This window comes from Variovorax sp. V93 (assembly GCF_041154485.1).
Taxonomy (GTDB): Bacteria; Pseudomonadota; Gammaproteobacteria; order Burkholderiales; family Burkholderiaceae_C; genus Variovorax; species Variovorax beijingensis_A.
In genome coordinates this window covers 2,696,511-2,714,356 of sequence record NZ_AP028669.1, presented here as the reverse complement: position 1 = coordinate 2,714,356, position 17,846 = coordinate 2,696,511, and the positions used below count along the sequence as shown (strand labels likewise).

Annotated in this window: 17 protein-coding genes; 8 read left to right on the top strand and 9 right to left on the bottom strand. The window is 68.1% G+C overall.

Features of this window, described 5'->3' with window-relative positions; translation table 11 throughout:
- Positions 1-14: 14 nt before the first annotated feature.
- From ACAM54_RS12855 to mltG, 7 genes are all read right to left on the bottom strand, one after another.
- Positions 15-500 (bottom strand): DUF2726 domain-containing protein, encoded by a 486-nt coding sequence (locus ACAM54_RS12855; RefSeq protein WP_025569379.1) that lies wholly within the window; start codon positions 498-500, stop codon positions 15-17.
- 113 nt (positions 501-613) lie between these two features.
- Positions 614-1,291 (bottom strand): ankyrin repeat domain-containing protein, encoded by a 678-nt coding sequence (locus tag ACAM54_RS12850; protein ID WP_369650926.1) that lies wholly within the window; start codon positions 1,289-1,291, stop codon positions 614-616.
- Positions 1,288-2,097 (bottom strand): TatD family hydrolase, encoded by an 810-nt coding sequence (locus ACAM54_RS12845; RefSeq protein ID WP_369650925.1) that lies wholly within the window; start codon positions 2,095-2,097, stop codon positions 1,288-1,290. The genes ACAM54_RS12850 and ACAM54_RS12845 overlap by 4 nt, the downstream gene beginning before the upstream one ends.
- Before the next feature lie 129 nt (positions 2,098-2,226).
- On the bottom strand, positions 2,227-2,607 hold the full coding sequence (locus tag ACAM54_RS12840; RefSeq protein ID WP_012747958.1) for a PilZ domain-containing protein: 381 nt from the start codon (positions 2,605-2,607) through the stop codon (positions 2,227-2,229).
- The gene (locus ACAM54_RS12835) at positions 2,604-3,626 is read right to left on the bottom strand and encodes a DNA polymerase (RefSeq protein ID WP_025569382.1); all 1,023 of its coding nucleotides are present in this window, start codon (positions 3,624-3,626) and stop codon (positions 2,604-2,606) included. The genes ACAM54_RS12840 and ACAM54_RS12835 overlap by 4 nt, the downstream gene beginning before the upstream one ends.
- On the bottom strand, positions 3,623-4,282 hold the full coding sequence (gene tmk / locus ACAM54_RS12830; RefSeq protein ID WP_369650924.1) for a dTMP kinase: 660 nt from the start codon (positions 4,280-4,282) through the stop codon (positions 3,623-3,625). Before tmk ends, ACAM54_RS12835 begins: the two co-directional genes overlap by 4 nt.
- Complete coding sequence (gene mltG / locus ACAM54_RS12825; RefSeq protein ID WP_369650923.1) at positions 4,279-5,301, bottom strand: endolytic transglycosylase MltG; 1,023 nt, start codon at positions 5,299-5,301, stop codon at positions 4,279-4,281. Before mltG ends, tmk begins: the two co-directional genes overlap by 4 nt.
- Before the next feature lie 124 nt (positions 5,302-5,425).
- Between mltG and ACAM54_RS12820 the strand changes: the two genes are divergently transcribed.
- Both ACAM54_RS12820 and ACAM54_RS12815 read left to right on the top strand, forming a co-directional pair.
- Complete coding sequence (locus ACAM54_RS12820; RefSeq protein ID WP_309935384.1) at positions 5,426-6,352, top strand: folate-binding protein; 927 nt, start codon at positions 5,426-5,428, stop codon at positions 6,350-6,352.
- Positions 6,353-6,500: 148 nt separating this feature from the next.
- Entirely contained in the window at positions 6,501-7,373 is an 873-nt protein-coding gene (locus ACAM54_RS12815) for a hypothetical protein (RefSeq protein ID WP_369650922.1), read from the top strand.
- A gap of 21 nt (positions 7,374-7,394) precedes the next feature.
- Here the strand turns inward: ACAM54_RS12815 and ACAM54_RS12810 are convergent, their stop codons facing one another.
- Both ACAM54_RS12810 and ACAM54_RS12805 read right to left on the bottom strand, forming a co-directional pair.
- Positions 7,395-8,273, bottom strand: a complete 879-nt coding sequence (locus ACAM54_RS12810; RefSeq protein ID WP_025569387.1) for a YbgC/FadM family acyl-CoA thioesterase — start codon at positions 8,271-8,273, stop codon at positions 7,395-7,397.
- Positions 8,270-9,247, bottom strand: a complete 978-nt coding sequence (locus ACAM54_RS12805; RefSeq protein ID WP_369650921.1) for an alpha/beta hydrolase — start codon at positions 9,245-9,247, stop codon at positions 8,270-8,272. Before ACAM54_RS12805 ends, ACAM54_RS12810 begins: the two co-directional genes overlap by 4 nt.
- 69 nt (positions 9,248-9,316) lie before the next feature.
- On the opposite strand from ACAM54_RS12805, the gene ACAM54_RS12800 reads away from it, so the two are divergent.
- From ACAM54_RS12800 to ACAM54_RS12775, 6 genes are all read left to right on the top strand, one after another.
- A complete protein-coding gene (locus ACAM54_RS12800) occupies positions 9,317-10,453 on the top strand; it encodes an iron-containing alcohol dehydrogenase (RefSeq protein ID WP_025569389.1) in 1,137 nt (378 codons plus the stop codon).
- Positions 10,454-10,557: 104 nt separating this feature from the next.
- Complete coding sequence (locus tag ACAM54_RS12795) at positions 10,558-12,900, top strand: type VI secretion system Vgr family protein (protein ID WP_369650920.1); 2,343 nt, start codon at positions 10,558-10,560, stop codon at positions 12,898-12,900.
- Between the two features lie 3 nt (positions 12,901-12,903).
- Positions 12,904-13,347 (top strand): hypothetical protein, encoded by a 444-nt coding sequence (locus ACAM54_RS12790; protein WP_369650919.1) that lies wholly within the window; start codon positions 12,904-12,906, stop codon positions 13,345-13,347.
- A gap of 7 nt (positions 13,348-13,354) precedes the next feature.
- The gene (locus tag ACAM54_RS12785; protein WP_369650918.1) at positions 13,355-16,000 is read left to right on the top strand and encodes a DUF2169 domain-containing protein; all 2,646 of its coding nucleotides are present in this window, start codon (positions 13,355-13,357) and stop codon (positions 15,998-16,000) included.
- Entirely contained in the window at positions 15,997-17,109 is a 1,113-nt protein-coding gene (locus ACAM54_RS12780; RefSeq protein ID WP_369650917.1) for a pentapeptide repeat-containing protein, read from the top strand. Before ACAM54_RS12785 ends, ACAM54_RS12780 begins: the two co-directional genes overlap by 4 nt.
- On the top strand, positions 17,106-17,840 hold the full coding sequence (locus tag ACAM54_RS12775) for a DUF3540 domain-containing protein (RefSeq protein ID WP_145747462.1): 735 nt from the start codon (positions 17,106-17,108) through the stop codon (positions 17,838-17,840). Before ACAM54_RS12780 ends, ACAM54_RS12775 begins: the two co-directional genes overlap by 4 nt.
- The last annotated feature ends 6 nt before the right edge of the window (positions 17,841-17,846 follow it).

The following is a 17,846-nucleotide window of genomic DNA, read 5'->3' as shown; positions in this document are numbered from 1 at the left end:
AATCCAGCCCGCCCTCAGGAACCCATGGGACTCACCGACGCCAGCGTCGGATCGAAGTCGGCCTCCACGCGCCCCACATCCGGCACCCGCGGATAGCGCAGTACGCGGTAGCCGGCCTCCACCAGCAGCGCCTCGCGGTCCAGGTCGCGCTGCGACTTCCCCTTGCTGCTCTTGTCGCCGCCGAACGCGACCACGGCCACGACCTTGAACGAACGGTCGCACACGACGAAGTCGGCGATCTTCCGGCTGAACGAGCTTCGCGCCGCGCGCGTGCGGGCCGTGAGCAATGCTCCGAAGCTGACCTGCGGCAGCACCACCAAGTCCGGCAGCGTCTGCACCAGCCGGTTGTACATGGCCTGTTCGCGTGCCGTGAGCGGCGGGCGCGCCTTGGGCTTGTCGACGAAGCCGCTGCTGTTTTGCGCCGAGTTCTTCTTGGCGACCGCTGCGAGCACAAGCAGTCCGATGGACAGCAAAAAGATTATGAATAGGAACGTATTCATCTCTGTTTCTCCTTCAGCGCAGAGTCTCGCACGAGGCGCGGGCGCCCTTTTTTTGGCGTTTTCCCGAGCCTGCCGATGCGGCGGATCCGGCCCTCAATGGAGCGTGTGGAAGCTCACCATTTGCCATCCTTCGGAATGGCCTTGGGATCGGCCTTGGCGCCAGCCGCAGCCGCGATCAGCTGCGCGGCTTCCGGACGGTTGGCCTTGTTCGCGAAGTCGACGGCCGTCATGCCGAGCTGGTTCTTCATCGCGGTGTCCGCGCCTTCGGCCAGCAGGAGCTTCACGGCCTCGGTCGAGCCGTACATCGCGGCCATCATGAGCGGCGTGGTGCCGTTGGGCGATTGCGCATCGATGAAGGCGAACTTGTCGAGCAGCACCTTCATGATGCTCAGCTGGCCGCTGCTCGCGGCGTAATGCAGCGGCGTCCAGCCGGTCTTGTTGACGGCGGCGTCGCGCTTGAGCAGCTGCGCGACCACGTCCTGCTGGCCTTTGATGGCGGCCAGCATCAGCGGGGTTTCGTCCTTGGCATTGGCCAGGTCGACGTCGGTCTGCGGCGATTCGAGCAGCACCTGGACCACCTTGGGGGACGGTTCGCGCAGCGCAATGATCAGGCCGGTCTGGCCGTGCTCGTCGCGTGTGTTGGGGTCGAAACCGCGGTTCAGCAGGGTGCGCACGCCGCTCGCGTTGTCGCCGCGCACGGCCCGGAAGAAGTCTTCGAACGAGCCTGCATGGGCGGAAAAAATTGCTGTTACGACAGCAAGATACAAGAACTTCTTGATGTATTTCTTCATATTGCTTTGACTCCCTTGAACAGCGCTTCGAAGTTGTGGCTCGTGGCCTCGGCCACGGCTTCGAGCGGCAGCTTGCGCAGTTCGGCGATCTGCTTCGCCACAAAGGGCACGTAGGATGGATTGTTGGTCTTGCCGCGGTATGGCACGGGCGCCAGGTACGGGCTGTCGGTTTCGATCAGCATCCGGTCGAGCGGCACGAAGGCCGCCACGTCGCGCAGGTCCTGCGCCTTCTTGAAGGTCAGGATGCCCGAAAAGGAAATATAAAAGCCCAGGTCGAGCGCGGCGCGCGCCACTTCGGCGGTCTCGGTGAAGCAATGGAACACGCCGCCCGCAGCGTTGCCGGCGCCGTCCTCGCCCTCCTCCTTGAGGATGGCCAGCGTGTCGGCCGAGGCTTCGCGCGTGTGGATGACCAGCGGCATGCGGGTCTGCTGCGCGGCGCGGATGTGCACGCGGAAGCGGTCGCGCTGCCATTCCATGTCGGCAATGCTGCGCCCGCCCTTTCGCTCTTCCATCTGGTAGTAGTCGAGCCCGGTTTCGCCGATGGCCACCACGCGCGGCAAGGCCGCGCGGCGCACCAGGTCGTCCACCGTGGGTTCGGCGATGTCCTCGTTGTCGGGGTGCACGCCGACACTGGCCCAGAAGTTGTCGTAGCGCGCAGCCAGCGCCTGCACGTCGTCGAACTCCTCGAGCTTGGTGCAGATGCACAGGGCCCGGTCGACCTGCGCCTCGGCCATGGCGGCGCGGATTTGCGGCATCTGGTCCGCGAATTCAGGGAAAGTGAGGTGGCAGTGGGAATCGGTGAACATGTCGTGTCAGAGGAGCGGCGGCTGGCCCCATTCCAGAAATACCGCGAAACCGGCTCTGCCGGGCCGCTGGTATTGCCCCCGGTAGGGGGTGGGCGTAGCGACACGAAGTGCGCGCAGCCTGGGGGCGAGCTAAATGGTTTGTGTCGGCCGGTCGGAAGCCATCGAGCCGCCGAGCGCCGCTTCGATGCGGGCCTTGAGCTGGCGCGATTTCTCGTCCGACGGAAAACGGATGCCCACGCCCGGTGCCCGGTTGCCCGCGGCGCGCTGCGGCGTGATCCATGCGACCTTGCCGGCCACCGGGTAGCGCTGCGGGTCTTCAGGGAGGGTCAGCAGCACGTAGACATCGTCGCCCAGCCGGTATTCGCGCGTGGTCGGAATGAAGATACCGCCTTCGGCAAAGAGCGGAATGTAGGCGGCATAGAGCGCGCCCTTTTCCTTGATGGCGAGCTGGATCACGCTCGGCCGTTGAGGCGCCGGGGCGGCGGGTGCGGGTGCGGCTGGTTGGTTCATGGGCGGCGAGCAGCAGAGTTTAGGGTGGTTCGCGCTTCGCTCACAAGCGCTTCCAGCATCAGGCCCGCATTGAAGGGGTGTTCGGCGGTCCTGGCGGCGTTCGCGAGCGACTTCGACCAGCGCGCGAGCGCCAGGTGCGAAGGTACCGCGGGCGGCAGGTCGGCGGCATCGAAGAAGCGCGGCGCGGCGCCGCTGCCAACGGCCATCAGGTCGTGGCAAAGCTTTTGCAGCGAGCCGATGGCCTGCGATGGCGACTGGTCCGCAAGCGCGGCCACGTCGCCGCGCGAAACGGCCTTGGGCAAGAGCGACCAGGCCCTGGGCGACTGGCCGGAGCGCGCAAGCCGCAAGGCATCGCTGGGGCGCCCGCCGGCGGCGCGCAGCAATGCGGCGGCATCGGCGGCGGGCACGTCCTGCGCGGCCAGCCAGGCTTCGGCCTCGGCCGTCTCGGGCCAGGGCAGCGTGAAGCCCAGGCAGCGGCTGCGGATGGTCGGCAGCAATTGCCAGGCCGCCTCGCTGGCCAGCACGAAGCGCACGTCGCCGACCGGCTCCTCGAGCGTCTTGAGCAGCGCATTGGCGGTGATGGTGTTCATGCGCTCGGCGGGATACACCAGCACCGCCTTGCCGCGGCCGCGCGCGCTGGTGCGCTGGGCAAAGCCGACGGCATCGCGCATGGCCTCGACGCGGATCTCGCGGCTGGGCTTGCGCTTCTTGTCGTCGATGTCGGCCTGCGCCTTTTCGTCGAGCGGCCAGCCAAGCTCCTGCATGGCGACCTCGGGCATCAGCACGCAAAGGTCGGCGTGGGTGCGCACCTCGATGGCGTGGCAGCTCGGGCAATGGCCGCAGGCGGTGCCGCCCTCCTCCTTGTTGGGCTGTTCGCACAGCCAGGCCGCGGCAAGCGCGAGCGCGAGTTCGTATTGGCCGAGTCCCGACGGCCCCTGCAGCAGCCACGCATGGCCGCGCTGGCGCAGCAGTTCCGCGAGCGGCCGATGCAACCAGGGCGAAAGCGCGGGCGTGCTCATCGCGGCGCTCCGCCTGCGGGTGCCAGCGCGCCGCGCGCAACGAGCGCCGCCTCGACCTGCTGCCAGACCTGGTCGCGCGTCTGGCTGGCGTCGATGCGCACGAATCGCGGCGCATCGGCTGCCGCACGGGCCGCATAGCCCGCCGCGACGCGCCGGAAGAATTCGACCGGCTGGGACTCGAACTTGTCGGGCAGGCGCGCGCCCGCCAGACGCCGGGCAGCAATTTCGGGCGCCAGGTCGAACCAGAGCGTGATGTGGGGCTGCAGCAGCCCTGCCGCTCCCCTGCCCCCCTGCACCCATTGCTCCAGCGTCGACAGCACTTGCGTATCGAAGTCGCGGCCCGCGCCCTGATAGGCGAAGGTGGCATCGGTGAAGCGGTCGCACAGCACCACGTCGCCGCGCGCCAGCGCCGGCTCGATGACCTGCACGATGTGGTCGCGCCGCGCCGCGAACACCAGCAGCGATTCGGTCAGCGGGTCCATCGGCTGTTCGAGAACCAGGCCGCGCAGGGTTTCGGCGAGCGGCGTGCCACCGGGCTCGCGCGTGCGCACGACCGTGCGGCCGCGGGCCTTGAAGAGCGCCTCCATCGCGTCGAGATGGCTCGACTTGCCGGCGCCATCGATGCCCTCTAGCGTCAGGAACAGGCCGTCACTCATTGCGCAACTTTCGGTTTGGGTTCGGCGCCGCCGCGCTGGTAGCGGTTGACCGCGCGGTTGTGGTCGTCGAGCGAACTGCTGAACTGGCTGGTGCCGTCACCGCGCGACACGAAGTACAGCGACTTGCTCTGCGCCGGCTGCACTGCCGCCAGCAGCGCCGCCTTGCCCGGCATGGCGATGGGCGTGGGCGGCAGGCCGCCGCGGGTGTAGGTGTTCCAGGGGGTGTCGGCCAGCAGGTCCTTCTTGCGCAGGTTGCCGTCGAACGCTGTGCCCAGGCCGTAGATCACGGTCGGGTCGGTCTGCAGCGGCATGCCGGCACGCAGCCGGTTGACGAAGACGGCGGCGATCTCGGAGCGGTCCTTGGCCTTTCCTGTCTCCTTTTCGACAATGCTGGCCAGGATCAGCGCCTGATCCGCCGATTGAAGCGGCAAATCGGCCGCCCGGGCGGCCCATGCCGCTTCCAGCTTCTTGTCCATGGCCCGCATGGCGCGCTGCAGCAGCGCGATGTCGGTCGAGCCCTTCGAGTAGGTGTAGGTGTCGGGGAAGAAGCGGCCTTCGGGATGCACGCCGGGCCGGCCGAGTTTGGCCATCAGGGCGTCGTCGGGCAGGCCGACGGTTTCGGGCTTGAGCTGTTCGGCCTTGGCGAGCGCGGCGCGCACCTGCCGGATGTTCCAGCCTTCGACCAGCACGATGCTGCGGGTGGCCTCCTCGCCGCGCACCAGCACGTTGAGCAGCATCTTGGGCGTGATGCCGCGCTCCAGCTCGTAGCTGCCGGCGCGGATCTGGCGGTCCTGCCCCGAAATGCGGAACCAGAGATAGAGCAGCTGCGGCTGCACCTCGGTGCCGGTATCGGCCACCGCCTGCGCAACGCCGCGCGGCGTGGTGCCGGGCTCCACGGAAAGATCGACGCTGGGCGCGGGCAGCTTGAGCGGCTGGTGCACCCACCAGAGGCCGGCGGCGCCGAGGCCGAGCGCAGCCAGGGCGGCGAGCAGGAAAAGCGTGAGGAAGAAGCGGCGCACGGGTCCGGATGAAATAGCGGAGAAAAGAAAAACGAATCAGGGCGAAAAGTCGGTGGCCCTGCGGGAACCGGGGCGGGATTCCCTGCGGACCGGACGGAACGGCTCCGACCATGATAATTCAGCGATGACTACTGCCGTTCTCAATGGTGTTACCGCTCTTTCCGGCCTTGGCGTGATCCGCGCCGAGGGACCCGATGCCGCCAGCTTCCTGCATGGACAGCTCACCCAGGATTTCGCGCTGCTGGGCGCCACCGAGGCCCGCCTGGCCGCGCTTTGCACCGCCAAGGGCCGCGTGATCGCCAGCTTTGTCGGCATCCGGCCGCAGCCGGAACTGGTGCTGCTGGTCTGCAGCCGCGACATCCTGGCCGCCACGCTCAAGCGCCTGTCGATGTACGTGCTGCGCGCCAAGGCCAGGCTCACCGACGCCACGGAGCAATTCGCGCTGTACGGCCTTGCCGGCACCGCGCTGGCTGCCAACGGCCTCGATGCCACCGCCCTGCCCGGCCAGCGCACCGCCATCGGCGACGGCGTCAGCGCGGTGTCGCTCTACCCGGCCGACGGCGTGCCGCGCGCCATGTGGATCGCCCCGGCCGGCAGCCCGGCCCCCACGGGTCCGGCGCTCGATGCGCAGCTGTGGCAATGGAGCGAGGTCCGCAGCGGCATCGTGACCGTGACCACGCCGGTGGTCGAGGCCTTCGTGCCGCAGATGATCAACTACGAATCCGTGGGCGGCGTGAACTTCAAGAAGGGCTGCTACCCGGGCCAGGAAATCGTGGCGCGCAGCCAGTTCCGCGGCACCTTGAAGCGGCGCACCTATCTCGTGCAGGCCGATGCACCCCTCGGCGCCGGGCAGGAAGTGTTCGCGGCCGGTGATGCCGAGCAACCCGTGGGCACGGTGGCGCAGGCCGCGCCGGCGCCCGGCGGCGGCTGGGCCGCGCTGATCTCGATCCAGATCTCGGCGCTCGAAACCGGCGGGCTGCATGCGGGCAGCGCCGGCGGACCGGCGCTCACGGTCGAGCCGCTGCCGTATCCGCTGCTCGAAGACATCTAGTCTTTTTTCGAATCCCCCAGCGTCCGAAGACTTGGACGCCTGGCGCTGCCCCGAAAGAGGCAGCGCTTTTTTTGCGCGCGTTTAACCCTGCCGCCGGTGCTGCTCCGTAGAAGCCGTACCGATCCACTCCTGGCAAGGAAAGACCATCATGAAGCGCAGACTCCTCTTCTCGACCGCCCTCGCATGGACCGCATTGGGCGTGCTGCCGGCATGCGCCGAAAGCCCGGTGCGGCCGCCGCCTTCGACCTTCAACCGCATCGGTTCGCTGATGCAGCTCAGCGTGGTCGACCGCGCAAGCGGCCGCGAACTGCCGATCTACCGCCACCGCGGCGAATACTGGGTAGCGGGCCGGCCCGGCGCGCGCTACGCGATCCGCGCGCGCAATGCGGTGGGCGAACGCGTCATGGCCGTGATGTCGGTGGACGGCGTCAACATCGTGACGGGCGAAACCGCGGGCGTGCTGCAGAACGGCTATGTGTTTTCCGGTGGCGAGCGCAGCGACATCACCGGCTGGCGCAAGAGCGCTTCGCAGATCGCGGCCTTCGAATTCACCTCCATCGGCAATTCGTACGCAAGCCGCACCGGGCGGCCGGACGACGTGGGCGTGATCGGCGTCGCGATGTTCCGCGAGCGTGTGCCCGAGCCGCCTTCGCTGCCGCCGACGGTGGCGGAGGCCGCACCCGCTGCACCTGCCGCACAGGCCCGCTCCGCCGACAGCGCCTTGGGCGCTGAATCCGCCGCATCGGCGAAAGGCAGCCTGGCCCGGCCATCGCCGCCCAGCCCGAGCCTGGGCACCGCCCACGGCCGGCGCGAGACCTCGCACGTAGTCCACACCGCCTTCGAACGCGCACAGTCCACGCCCGACGAGGTGGTTCGCATCCGCTACGACAGCCGCGAGAACCTCATTGCCGCGGGTGTGATTCCGGTGCCTCCACCCGCGCGCTGGCCGCGCCCCGAGGGCCCGTCCGCCTTCCCGGGTTCGGAGATGGGCTACGTGCCCGATCCGCCGGCGCGCTATTGAGCGCCGTCTCGGGCGCTGCGATCAACCCAGCGTGCGGCGCATCTCGATGTGCGGAATGCCGGCTTCCTCGAAAGGCTCGCCATGCACGGCGTAGCCCAGCCGCGCATAGAAGCGCTCGGCGCTGCGCTGCGCATGCAGGCCGATCTCGCGGTCGCCGCGCGCCTTGGCGGCCGCCTCCAACGCCTGCATCACGGCGGCACCGTGGCCGCCGCTGCGCAGCGCGCGGTGCACGGCCATGCGGCCGAGCATGGCCGTGCCATCGACCGCATCGAGCAGCCGGCCGGTCGCGATCACCTGGCCGAGCCGGTTGCGGGCCACCGCATGCAGCACCACGGCATCGTGCGCGTCCCACTCCAGTTCCTTGGGAATGTTCTGCTCCTCGATGAAGACCGCGCGCCGCAGCGCACCCGCGCCTTCGCCCAGCGTTTTCCAGCCGCCCGTTTCCACCGTGCGCATCGGCTCGCCGGCCTCGAAGCCCGTGAGGATTTCGCGCAAGGCAGGCGGCACCGGCTTCGAGGTTTGCGTGGCCGGGTCGGCAAACACATAGACGAGTTCGCAGCCCACCAGGTACTGGTCCTGCCGGAACAGCGCGCCCTCGAAGACGATGGACGAATTGCCGATGCGCGCGCACTTCATGCCCACGTCGATCACGTCGTCCATGCGCGCGGAGGCGCGAAAGTCGACCGTGGCCTTGCGCACGTAGAGGTCGCCGCCCAGCGCATGCATGGCCTCTTCGTACGGCAGCGCGAGCGCACGCCAGTAGTCGGCAATGGCGGTGTCGAAGTACATCAGGTAGTGCGCATTGAATACGATCTTCTGCATGTCGACTTCGGCCCAGCGCACGCGCAGGCGGTGAAAGAAGCGGAAGTCTTTTCGTTGGGGCGTGGCTTCGTCGGTCATGGGTTCAGTGCGTCCTTGAGTGCACGGGCCGCGTCGTCCTGCGCCTGCAGCGCCTCGGGGATGGCGCGGCCCATTTTCAGAAATTCGTGGATCACGCCGCGGTAGATTTCCAGGTCGACCGCCACGCCCGCGGCACGGAGCTTGTCGGCGTAGGCAATGCCCTCGTCCACCACCGGATCGCATTCGGCCAGGCCGATCCATGCAGGCGCCACGCCGTCGACGTCGTCGGCCAACAGCGGCGCAAAGCGCCAGTCGTCGCGGTCGGCCGGCGTGCGCACGTACTGGCCGAAGAAATAGTCGATCAGCGCCTTGGTGAGCAGCGGGCCATGGGCGTAGCGCCGGTGCGAGGCCGTGTCCTGGTGCGCCGCGGTGCCGGGATAGATGAGCATCTGCAGCGCGAGCGGCAGGCCCGCGTCGCGCGCGAGGATGGCGCACACAGCGGCCAGCGTGCCGCCGGCGCTGTCGCCGCCCACCGCAAGGCGCTCGATGTCGACGCCGACGCGGCCCCCTTCGTGGGCGAGGAAGGCGAAGGCATCCCATGCATCATTCGATGCCGTCGGAAACTTGAATGCGGGCGCCAATCGGTAGTCGACCGACACCACCGCGCAGCCGCTCTTGCTGCTCAGCACGCGGCACAGCGTATCGTGCGTGCGGATGTTGCCGACCGTGAAGCCGCCGCCATGGAAATACATCAGCGCCGGCAGCACCGCCGTTGCCGACGGGGCGTAGAGCCGCGCAGGAATCGCGAAGCCATCGCGCGCCGGAATGGTGAAATCATCGATGCGCGCCAGCGCGGGCTTCGGCACTTCGAGCACGCCCGCGCCTTTCTCGTAGGATGCCTTGGCCTCGTCGGGTGTGAGCTGGTCGAGCGAAGGATGGCCGGCCCGCGCCATGCGCTCGACCACGCCGGCCATCTTCGCGGTGAGCGGCGGCCGCCATGTGCCGGGCGCGACAGCGGCAAGGGTTTTGTTCATGTGCAAGACTGTCCCTGCTTGTTAGATTTGGGTGGTCTGCAATCGTACTGCCCCAGGCAAACCCACCTCATGGCCCTCATCCAATACCTCACCCAGATCCAGTTCGAATTCGGCGCCATCCAGCTGCTGTCCAGCGAATGCGCGCGCATCGGCATCAACCGGCCGCTGATCGTGACCGACGCGGGCGTGCGCGCGGCCGGCGTGCTGCAGAAGGCGCTCGATGCCATTGCCGACCTCGAGGTGGCGGTGTTCGACCAGACGCCTTCCAACCCCACCGAGGCCGCCGTGCGTGCGGCCGTCGAGCTGTACCGCAGCGGCCGCTGCGACGGGCTCATCGCGGTGGGTGGCGGCTCCGCCATCGACTGCGCCAAGGGCGTGGCGATTGCCGCCACGCACGAAGGCCCGCTCAAGACCTACGCCACCATCGAGGGCGGCTCGCCGAAGATCACCGAGCGCGCGGTGCCGCTCATTGCGGTGCCCACCACCAGCGGCACCGGCAGCGAGGTGGCGCGCGGCGCCATCGTGATCGTCGACGACCACCGCAAGCTCGGCTTCCACAGCTGGTTCCTGATGCCCAAGGCCGCCATCTGCGACCCCGAGCTCACGCTCGGCCTGCCGCCCCGGCTCACCGCCGCCACCGGCATGGACGCCATTGCGCACTGCATGGAAACCTTCATGTCGGCTGCGTTCAATCCGCCGGCCGACGGCATCGGGCTCGACGGCCTGGAGCGCGCCTGGCTGCACATCGAACGCGCCACAAAAGACGGCAGCGACCGCGAGGCGCGCCTCAATCTCATGAGCGCGTCGATGCAGGGCGCCATGGCATTCCAGAAAGGGCTGGGCTGCGTGCATTCGCTGAGCCACAGCCTGGGCGGCGTCGACCCGCGCCTGCACCACGGCACGCTCAACGCCCTCTTCCTGCCGGCCGTGATCCACTTCAATGCGGGCGCCGAATCGGTGCAGAAGGAGCAGCGGCTGCAGCGCATGGCGCGGGCCATGCACCTCGATTCGCCCGGCGATCTCGGCGATGCGATCCGCGACATGAACGCGCGCCTCGGCCTGCCCAAGGGCCTGGCCGAGGTGGGCGTCACGCCCGCCCTGTTCGAGCAGATCATCGATGGCGCCATGGCCGACCACTGCCACAAGACCAACCCGCGGCTGGCTTCGCGCGACGACTACAAGGCGATGCTCGAAGCCTCGATGTAAGGGAGGAGATCCCTCTCGCGTCATGTATATGACATAAGGAATTTCTAGACTGGCATTCGAAGGCTTCGCATTCGCAGAAGCCCCAAGGGCCAGGGAAATTTCGAATGCCACGTACCGTCCAGGTTCATACCGTACTCAACGCCGAGCAGCTCAAGTTCCGCGCGATGCGGGGACAGGAAGGCCTCTCGCAGCTGTTCGAGTTCGAGGTCGACATGGTCAGCCCGAGCTTCAATCTCGACCTGAAGACGCTGCTGGGTACTTCGCTCACGCTCGAACTGCAGGACGAAGGCGCCTCGCGCTTTCTCAACGGCACCGTGGTGCGCTTCGAGCTGGTGGGCCGCGCCAACGAAACCGCCCGCCACTACATCTACCGCGCGCTGGTGCAGCCCTGGCTCTGGTACCTCACGCGCACCACCGACTGCCGCATCTTCCAGAACAAGAGCGTGCCCGACGTGCTCGACGAGGTGCTCGGCAAATACGGCTTCGAGTACGAGAAGCGCCTCTCGGGCAGCTACCGGCCCTGGGAATACTGCGTGCAGTACCAGGAGAGCGACTTCGCCTTCGCCTGCCGCCTCATGGAGCACGAGGGCATCGCCTACCATTTCGAGCACCGCAACGGCTCGCACCTGCTGGTGCTGGCCGACGACGTGGGCGGCTACAGCACCCTGCCGGGCCACGCCACCATTGCCTACCGTCCGCGCGACCGCGTGGTGAATGCGATGGAGCCCTGCATCGACCAGTGGCGCATCTCTGAGCAGATCACCTCGGGCCGCGTGATGCTCGACGACTTCGACTTCAGGAAGTCGCGCGCCTCGCTCCAGAGCGTGCAGCAGGACCCGAAAGGCCACGATCATTCAGGCTACGAAGTCTATGAATGGCTGGGCGGCTACAGCGAGAACGACCAGGGCGACAGCTACGCGAAGATCCGCCTTCAAGAGCTGCAGTGCGCGCACGAACTGGCCACGGGGCACACCAACGTGGCCGGCATGGCACCAGGCTACCTGTTCCAGATGACGCACTGCCCGCGCGAGGCCGACAACCGCGAATACCTCGTCACCCAGACCCGCTACGACCTGCAGGAGCCCGAGTACGCCACCGGCGGCACCGCCGAATCGGTGTGCGAGTTCGACTTCACCGTGCTGCCCTCCAGCGTGCCCTACCGCCCCGCGCGCAAGACGCCCAAGCCGCGCACCAACGGCCCGCAGACCGCCACCGTGGTCGGCCCCGAAGAAATCTGGACCGACCGCTTCGGGCGCGTGAAGCTGCAGTTCCGCTGGGACCGCTACGGCCAGTCGGACGAGAACAGCTCGTGCTGGGTGCGCGTGTCGAGCAACTGGGCCGGCTCCAACTACGGCACCATGCACATGCCGCGCGTGGGCCAGGAAGTGATCGTCGATTTCATCGGCGGCGAGCCCGACCGTCCCATCATCACCGGCCGCGTCTACAACAACGACCAGATGCCGCCCTGGGAGCTGCCCGCCAACGCCACGGCCAGCGGCATCCTCACGCGCTCCAGCAGCGGCGGCGCGGCCAACCAGGCCAACATGCTGCGCTTCGAGGACCGCACGGGCGCCGAGCAGATCCTGCTGCATGCCGAGCGCAACCTCGACGTCGAAGTGGAAGCGAACGAAACCCACACCACCGACGGCACCCGCACCACGCTCATCAAGGGCCACGAGTCGGCTACCTACCAGAGCGGCGAGACGCGCGACATCACCGCGGGCGCCAAGGAAACCATCACCGGCGGCGACACGCGCGACGTGACCGGCGGCTTCAGCGAGACGGTCCAGGGCGGTGTCACGCAGAGCATCTCGGGCGGCAAGAAGCGCACGCTCAGCGGCGGGCTGGACGACACGATTACCGGCGGCGTGAAACTGGCGATCACCGGCGGCTTCCACGGCACCATCGACGGGCAGGAGATCCGCTTCGTGAGCGGCGGGCGCAGCGACACCATCAACACCTCGAACAACGTCAAGGTCAACGGCCCGTCGACCACGACCGTCACCGGCCCGACGGTGCATACGTCGCCGGACGTGACCTTCAACACGACCAACCACATCCACAACACGACGCAGCACGTCATCAACACCAACGTCTACAACACGACTTCGAACACCTACAACAACCTGACGGTCAACTACACCAACAACTCCGCCACCTACACCAACAACTACGCCAAGAGCAGCGACTGGAGGTGGTTTCGCCTGGGCGGCACCGGCCTGAACATGGACGTATCGGGCATTTCGCTGGGCGTGGTGGCCGTGCGTTCGATGGCCATCGGCGTGCAGGCGCAAGCCATCGGCGTGAAACTGGAGGCTGTGGGCGCGGAGTGGAAGAACAAGGCCATGTCGCTGGGGGATGCCGGTGCGCTCATCCAGCTCGTGGGCACGGAGATCAAGACGGGTGGCCTGCGCGCAGGCATCCAGGCGCTCAAGATCCTGCTCTGAGGCGTGGACAACGTGCTCGATATCGTGCTGTGGGGAGTGTTCGGCATCGTCAGCCTGGGCGTGATCGTGCTCGCCGGGATCGTGCTCAGCGTGTCGCTGATGAGCCATCGCGCCTATGCCGAGGAAGGCCGGCTGTGGCAGCAGTTGCAGGCCGATGGGCGCCCGCTGCATGGCGTCGCGGTTTCCCTGGTGCGCTCGCCCAGCGGCTACTCCCGGCGCGGCCCCGTCGGCCAGCGCTTGACGGCCGTGCAGCTGGGCGTCGCCTACGTCGATGCCGACGGCATCGAGCAGCAGGCCACCTTGCGCACACTCATCGACGAGGACCTGCTGGCCCATTTCTCCGCGGGCCGGCCCGAGATCCATCTGCTGCAGGACCCGCAGGACCCGTCGCGGCTGGCCATCGACCGCAGGCGCACCCCGCTGGTGATCCGCGGCGCAGGGCGCTGATCCCCCTGTGAAAACCGTCAAGCCCCTGCGCCTGAGCGTCCTGACCCGGCCCTTCCTGCGCGCGCAAAACCAGCGTCTCGCGCTCACCGTGATCGGCATGCACACCCTCGGCGAAGGGGGCGTGCTGCTGCCGGAGACGGAGCTCTGGAAGACCGTCTCTGCCGAAGTGGGAAACCAGTCCGCGATCGATCTCGGCATTCCCAAGCTGCGGCCCGAGTTCCTGGTGAGCGGCCAGGCCTACACCTGCCACCAGCAGGACAAGACACGCTGCGCGGTCGACCTGCGCGTCGGCGCCTTGCGGCGCCAGTTCCTCGTCTCGGGCGACCGCTACTGGCTGGATGGACGCGCCACCGAGCCGCAGGCTTTCGACACCATGCGCCTGGACTGGCGGCACGCGTTCGGCGGCCCCGGCTTTGCCGCCAACCCCGCGGGCATCGGGTACGCACCCGAGATGGTCAATGGCCTGCTGGTGCAGCGGCTTCCCAACGTCGAACGCCCGGGCGATGGCATGGACCGCCCCGACCGGCGTCCGGCCCCCGCCTGCCCGGGTGCGATGGACGTCGATCTGCCCGAGCGCCTGAAGCTGCTGGGATCGGACTACGGCGACCAGTGGCGCGAGACGCTCTACCCCGGCTTCGCGCGCGACATGGACTGGCAGTTCTTCAACGCCGCGGCCCCGGAACAGCGCTGGACCGACGAACTGTCCATCCCCGCAGCCGTGCCCTACGAGATCTGGAACATGCACCCGGAGCATGCGGTGCTGCGCGGACGGCTTCCGGATCTGCGCGCACGCGGCTTCGTGGCGAGAAAGTCTGCGCGACCCCTGGCACTGGAAGAGGTGCCGCTGCGGCTGACCACCGCCTGGTTCTTCCCGCACGTGGCGCAGGTCATGCTGATCTTCCACGGCGAGACGCCCATCGTCGAGGACGACGCCGCGGACATCACGCATGTCATGCCGGCGATGGAGACGGCGGACAGCCCGCTGCGCCCCCTCTCCCACTACGAGAAGGTCTTCGAGAATCGCTGCAACCTGGAGAAAGGCGCGATCCATGCGCTGCTCGACGAGGAACTGCTGCCGGCCTCGGCCATCGGCCCCTGGCTGGACCAGATCGACGCGCGCGAATCGATCCTGGCGAGGAACATCAAGGACAGGGGCGAGCGCCTGCGCGCCGAGCTGACGGCGCGCGGCCTGGAGGCCGGCCACAAGGCGCGCCATTTCCGGGAACGGCCGCTGCCGGCGCCTTTCGGCAAGATGCCCACGCTGGCCGAACTGCCCGAGTTCATCGAGAAGACGCGCGCCTACCAGCGCGAACAGGAACGCACGCTGGAGGAAGCCAGGCAGGAGGTCGCGATGGCGGCCCGGGACAACGCATCCGAATCGCGCAAGGCGGGCTTCGACAGCGGCCGGATCATCGAGGAAAGCCAGAACGCGCAGCTCAAGGGCCCGCCGAAATTCGAGGCCGAGACGATCGTCAAGGGGCTGGCCGGCATCGCCGCGGCCACCGGCACTCCGGCCATGAGCGCCGCCGAGCACGCCGAGCTGCAGGCCGCCGGACAGCGGGGCCGGCAGGGCATGCTGGCGCTGTACCGCATGGGGGCCCACCACCAGGCCGCTGCCGATCCGATGGCCGCGCAACACAATGCGCAGGCGCGCGAACGCGTACTCGCCGCCATGGCCGCGGACCGCGACCTGTCCGCCATGGATCTGACGGGCTGCGACCTGTCGGGCCTCGATCTGCGGGGCGCCCGCATGCACCAGACCTTGCTCGAAGGCGCCCGCCTAAAGGGCAGCCGCCTGGATGGCGCCGACTTGAGCCAATCGGTGCTGGTGCGCGCCGACCTGAGCCAGGCGTCGTTGACGGGCTGCAACCTGGAGCGTGCCAACCTCAGCCTCGCCCGCTGCGAAAACACCAACTTCGCACAGGCCCGCTTCGAACGCACGCAGATGGAAAAGCTACGCCTCGACGGCTGCTGCCTCGACGAAGCGAAGTGGAGCCATCTGTTGCTGCAGGGGATCGAACTCGTGGATTGCAGCCTGCGGCGTGCCGACCTGAGCTACCTGAGCATGGCCGAACACTGCCGGCTGACGCGCTGCGACTTCGGCGAGGCACGCCTGGAAAAGGTGCTGTTCGTGCAGGCCGAATTCGAGTCGGTGGATTTCTCCGGCGCCGCCGTCGAAGCCTGCAGCTGGGCCCACACGCCGCTCGACAAGGGCATCCGGTTTCGCCGTGCCATGCTCAAGACCACCAGCTTCGTCGGCACCACGGATCTTCGCGGGGCCGATTTCGAGGATGCCACGCTGGTGCATTGCACCTTGCGCGAGCTGCCGCTCGATGGCGCGAACTTCAGGCGGGCTACGCTCGATACCTGCGATTTCTCCTCCGCGTCGCTCAAGGGCGCGGACCTGCGCGCGGCGGCGGCGCCCGACAGCCTCTTCATCCGCGCCGATCTCACGCGTGCCTCCCTGCGGCTCGCCAATCTCATGAATGCCAATCTTCAGAAGGCCTGCCTGGTCGATGCCGACCTGGGCGAGGCCAACCTGTTCCGTGCCGATGTCGCGCAGTCCCTCATCAGCCGCGGCACGCTCACCCTGGGTGCCCACATCGACCAGATCAAGACACTGCCCCGGCGCGCCGGGGCGGGCGGCGCGTGAACGCCGGGACGCTGGCAGCCCAGGTCCGCAATGGTGAGCCGATCCGCGAGAAGGACTTCAGCAACATGGACATGAGGGGCATCGACCTGCGCGGCGGCGTGTTCAGCGAATGCAGCTTCCGGGGCGTTCAGGCCGATGCCGCGCGCCTGGGCGAATCCCTCTTCGAGAAATGCCGCTTCGACCAGGCGCAGCTGCCGTCGGCGGAGCTGACGCGCGCCGCCTTCCACGAGTGCAGCCTGCAGGATGCGGTGCTGGATGCGGCCTCCATGCCGCATTCGGTGTTCAGCGGCTGCACGCTGTCGGGCGTTCGGCTGGAAGAGGCCTTCATGGACCAGGCGAACTTCCATCGAAGCGAACTGCGCAACGCCTGCCTGGACCGTGCCAGCCTCGACAAGGCCGTGTTCTCCGAGTGCGACCTGACGGGCGCCTCCTTCAATGCGGTGGCCTTCTCGTCGACCATCTTCTTTCGCGCAACGCTGACGGGCACGCGCTACACCGGGGCCAGCTTCACGAACGCGATCTTCAGCGAGGCGGATCTTGCGGGGCAGGACTTCTCCGGACAGCAGTTCCACCTCTGCCAGTTCATCGATGCGGTGCTGGCGGCGTGCCGATTCCGCGATGCGCGCCTCACGCAGTGCAACTTCAAGGGCGCCGACCTGCGCAACGCGGTGCTGGCAGGGGCGCAGGCCATGCAGTGCCTGTTTCCCGAGGCCGACCTGCGCGGCGTCGATGCGCGGCACGGCCACTTCCAGCAGAGCATCTGGGTCGACGCCCACCTCGACGGCGCGGACTTCTCGCAGGCGCAACTCGAACAGGGCGTCTTCCACCGTGCGCACTGCGGGCAGACCGCATTCACCGGCAGCCGCCTGGACTACGCCGATTTTTCCTATGCCTCGCTGGTCCAGGCCGACTTCCGCGATGCCGCCTTCCTGCGCACCGTGCTTCACCGCGCCGACCTGGATGGCACCAGGTTCAGCACCCGCCTGGGTACGCTGGATCGGGACCCTGCCCTGCACGAAGCCGAGAAGGTGGCGCTCCAGCAGCCCGAGCGCGCATCCCGCCTGGACCGCGACGTCCATGGCCGCCGCCCCAAGAAAGAAAGCCCATGACCTCCACCCGGACCACCGTCGGCGGCACGACCGCCACCGCACGCCATGCAACGCAAGGCGTGCTGGATCCGCTGATGCAGCGCCCTTCGCACGCGGCCCGCGCGGACTCCGGCATGCGGACCGCCACCGTGATCGCCTGCGATGGCGATCCCTGGTTCGAGGTCGGCCTCGACGACGGCCAGGGATCACTGCGCTGCCGCCGCGTCGCCAGCTGCCTGCTGCAACCTGCGCCGGGCGATACGGTGCTGATCACCTCGACCCGCCAGGGCGAGAGCTTCGTCATCGCGGTGGTAGCCCAGGCCGACCCGCGCCAGTCGACGCTGGCCGTGGACGGCGACCTGACGCTGGTGTCGCGCGCGGGTGGTATCCGCGCGCGCAGCGCCGGCCCCATGGCGCTGGAGTCGGACACCTCGATCGCCATGCAGTCGCCCGAGTGGCGCGCGCAGGCCCGGCGGGCCCATTGCGAGATCGGGGAGATGGACTACCAGGGCGGCCACATCCGCTTCAGCGTGCTGGTGTCGCGCTTCGTCGGGCGCGCCTGCGAGGTGGTGCTGGATCGCCTCAACCTGCTCACCCGCTCGAGCTTCCGCCTGACCGAGGAGGTGGAACAGGTGCGCGCCGGCCAGATCGACATCGAGGCCGAGCAGACCCTGCGCCTGCATTCGAAGAACACGCTGCTGACCAGCAAGGGGCTGGTCAAGGTCGACGCCGAGCAGATCCACATGGGCTGAAAGAAA

Excerpts from the sequence above, each read along its gene's own strand:
- ACAM54_RS12815 (WP_369650922.1), top strand. The coding sequence starts at position 6,501 with ATGAAGCGCAGACTCCTCTTCTCGACCGCCCTCGCATGGACCGCATTG.
- ACAM54_RS12850 (WP_369650926.1), bottom strand. The coding sequence starts at position 1,291 with ATGAAGAAATACATCAAGAAGTTCTTGTATCTTGCTGTCGTAACAGCA.
- ACAM54_RS12840 (WP_012747958.1), bottom strand. The coding sequence starts at position 2,607 with ATGAACCAACCAGCCGCACCCGCACCCGCCGCCCCGGCGCCTCAACGG.
- ACAM54_RS12795 (WP_369650920.1), top strand. The coding sequence starts at position 10,558 with ATGCCACGTACCGTCCAGGTTCATACCGTACTCAACGCCGAGCAGCTC.
- tmk (WP_369650924.1), bottom strand. The coding sequence starts at position 4,282 with ATGAGTGACGGCCTGTTCCTGACGCTAGAGGGCATCGATGGCGCCGGC.
- ACAM54_RS12855 (WP_025569379.1), bottom strand. The coding sequence starts at position 500 with ATGAATACGTTCCTATTCATAATCTTTTTGCTGTCCATCGGACTGCTT.
- ACAM54_RS12820 (WP_309935384.1), top strand. The coding sequence starts at position 5,426 with ATGACTACTGCCGTTCTCAATGGTGTTACCGCTCTTTCCGGCCTTGGC.
- ACAM54_RS12845 (WP_369650925.1), bottom strand. The coding sequence starts at position 2,097 with ATGTTCACCGATTCCCACTGCCACCTCACTTTCCCTGAATTCGCGGAC.
- ACAM54_RS12800 (WP_025569389.1), top strand. The coding sequence starts at position 9,317 with ATGGCCCTCATCCAATACCTCACCCAGATCCAGTTCGAATTCGGCGCC.
- ACAM54_RS12810 (WP_025569387.1), bottom strand. The coding sequence starts at position 8,273 with ATGACCGACGAAGCCACGCCCCAACGAAAAGACTTCCGCTTCTTTCAC.
- ACAM54_RS12835 (WP_025569382.1), bottom strand. The coding sequence starts at position 3,626 with ATGAGCACGCCCGCGCTTTCGCCCTGGTTGCATCGGCCGCTCGCGGAA.
- ACAM54_RS12775 (WP_145747462.1), top strand. The coding sequence starts at position 17,106 with ATGACCTCCACCCGGACCACCGTCGGCGGCACGACCGCCACCGCACGC.
- ACAM54_RS12805 (WP_369650921.1), bottom strand. The coding sequence starts at position 9,247 with ATGAACAAAACCCTTGCCGCTGTCGCGCCCGGCACATGGCGGCCGCCG.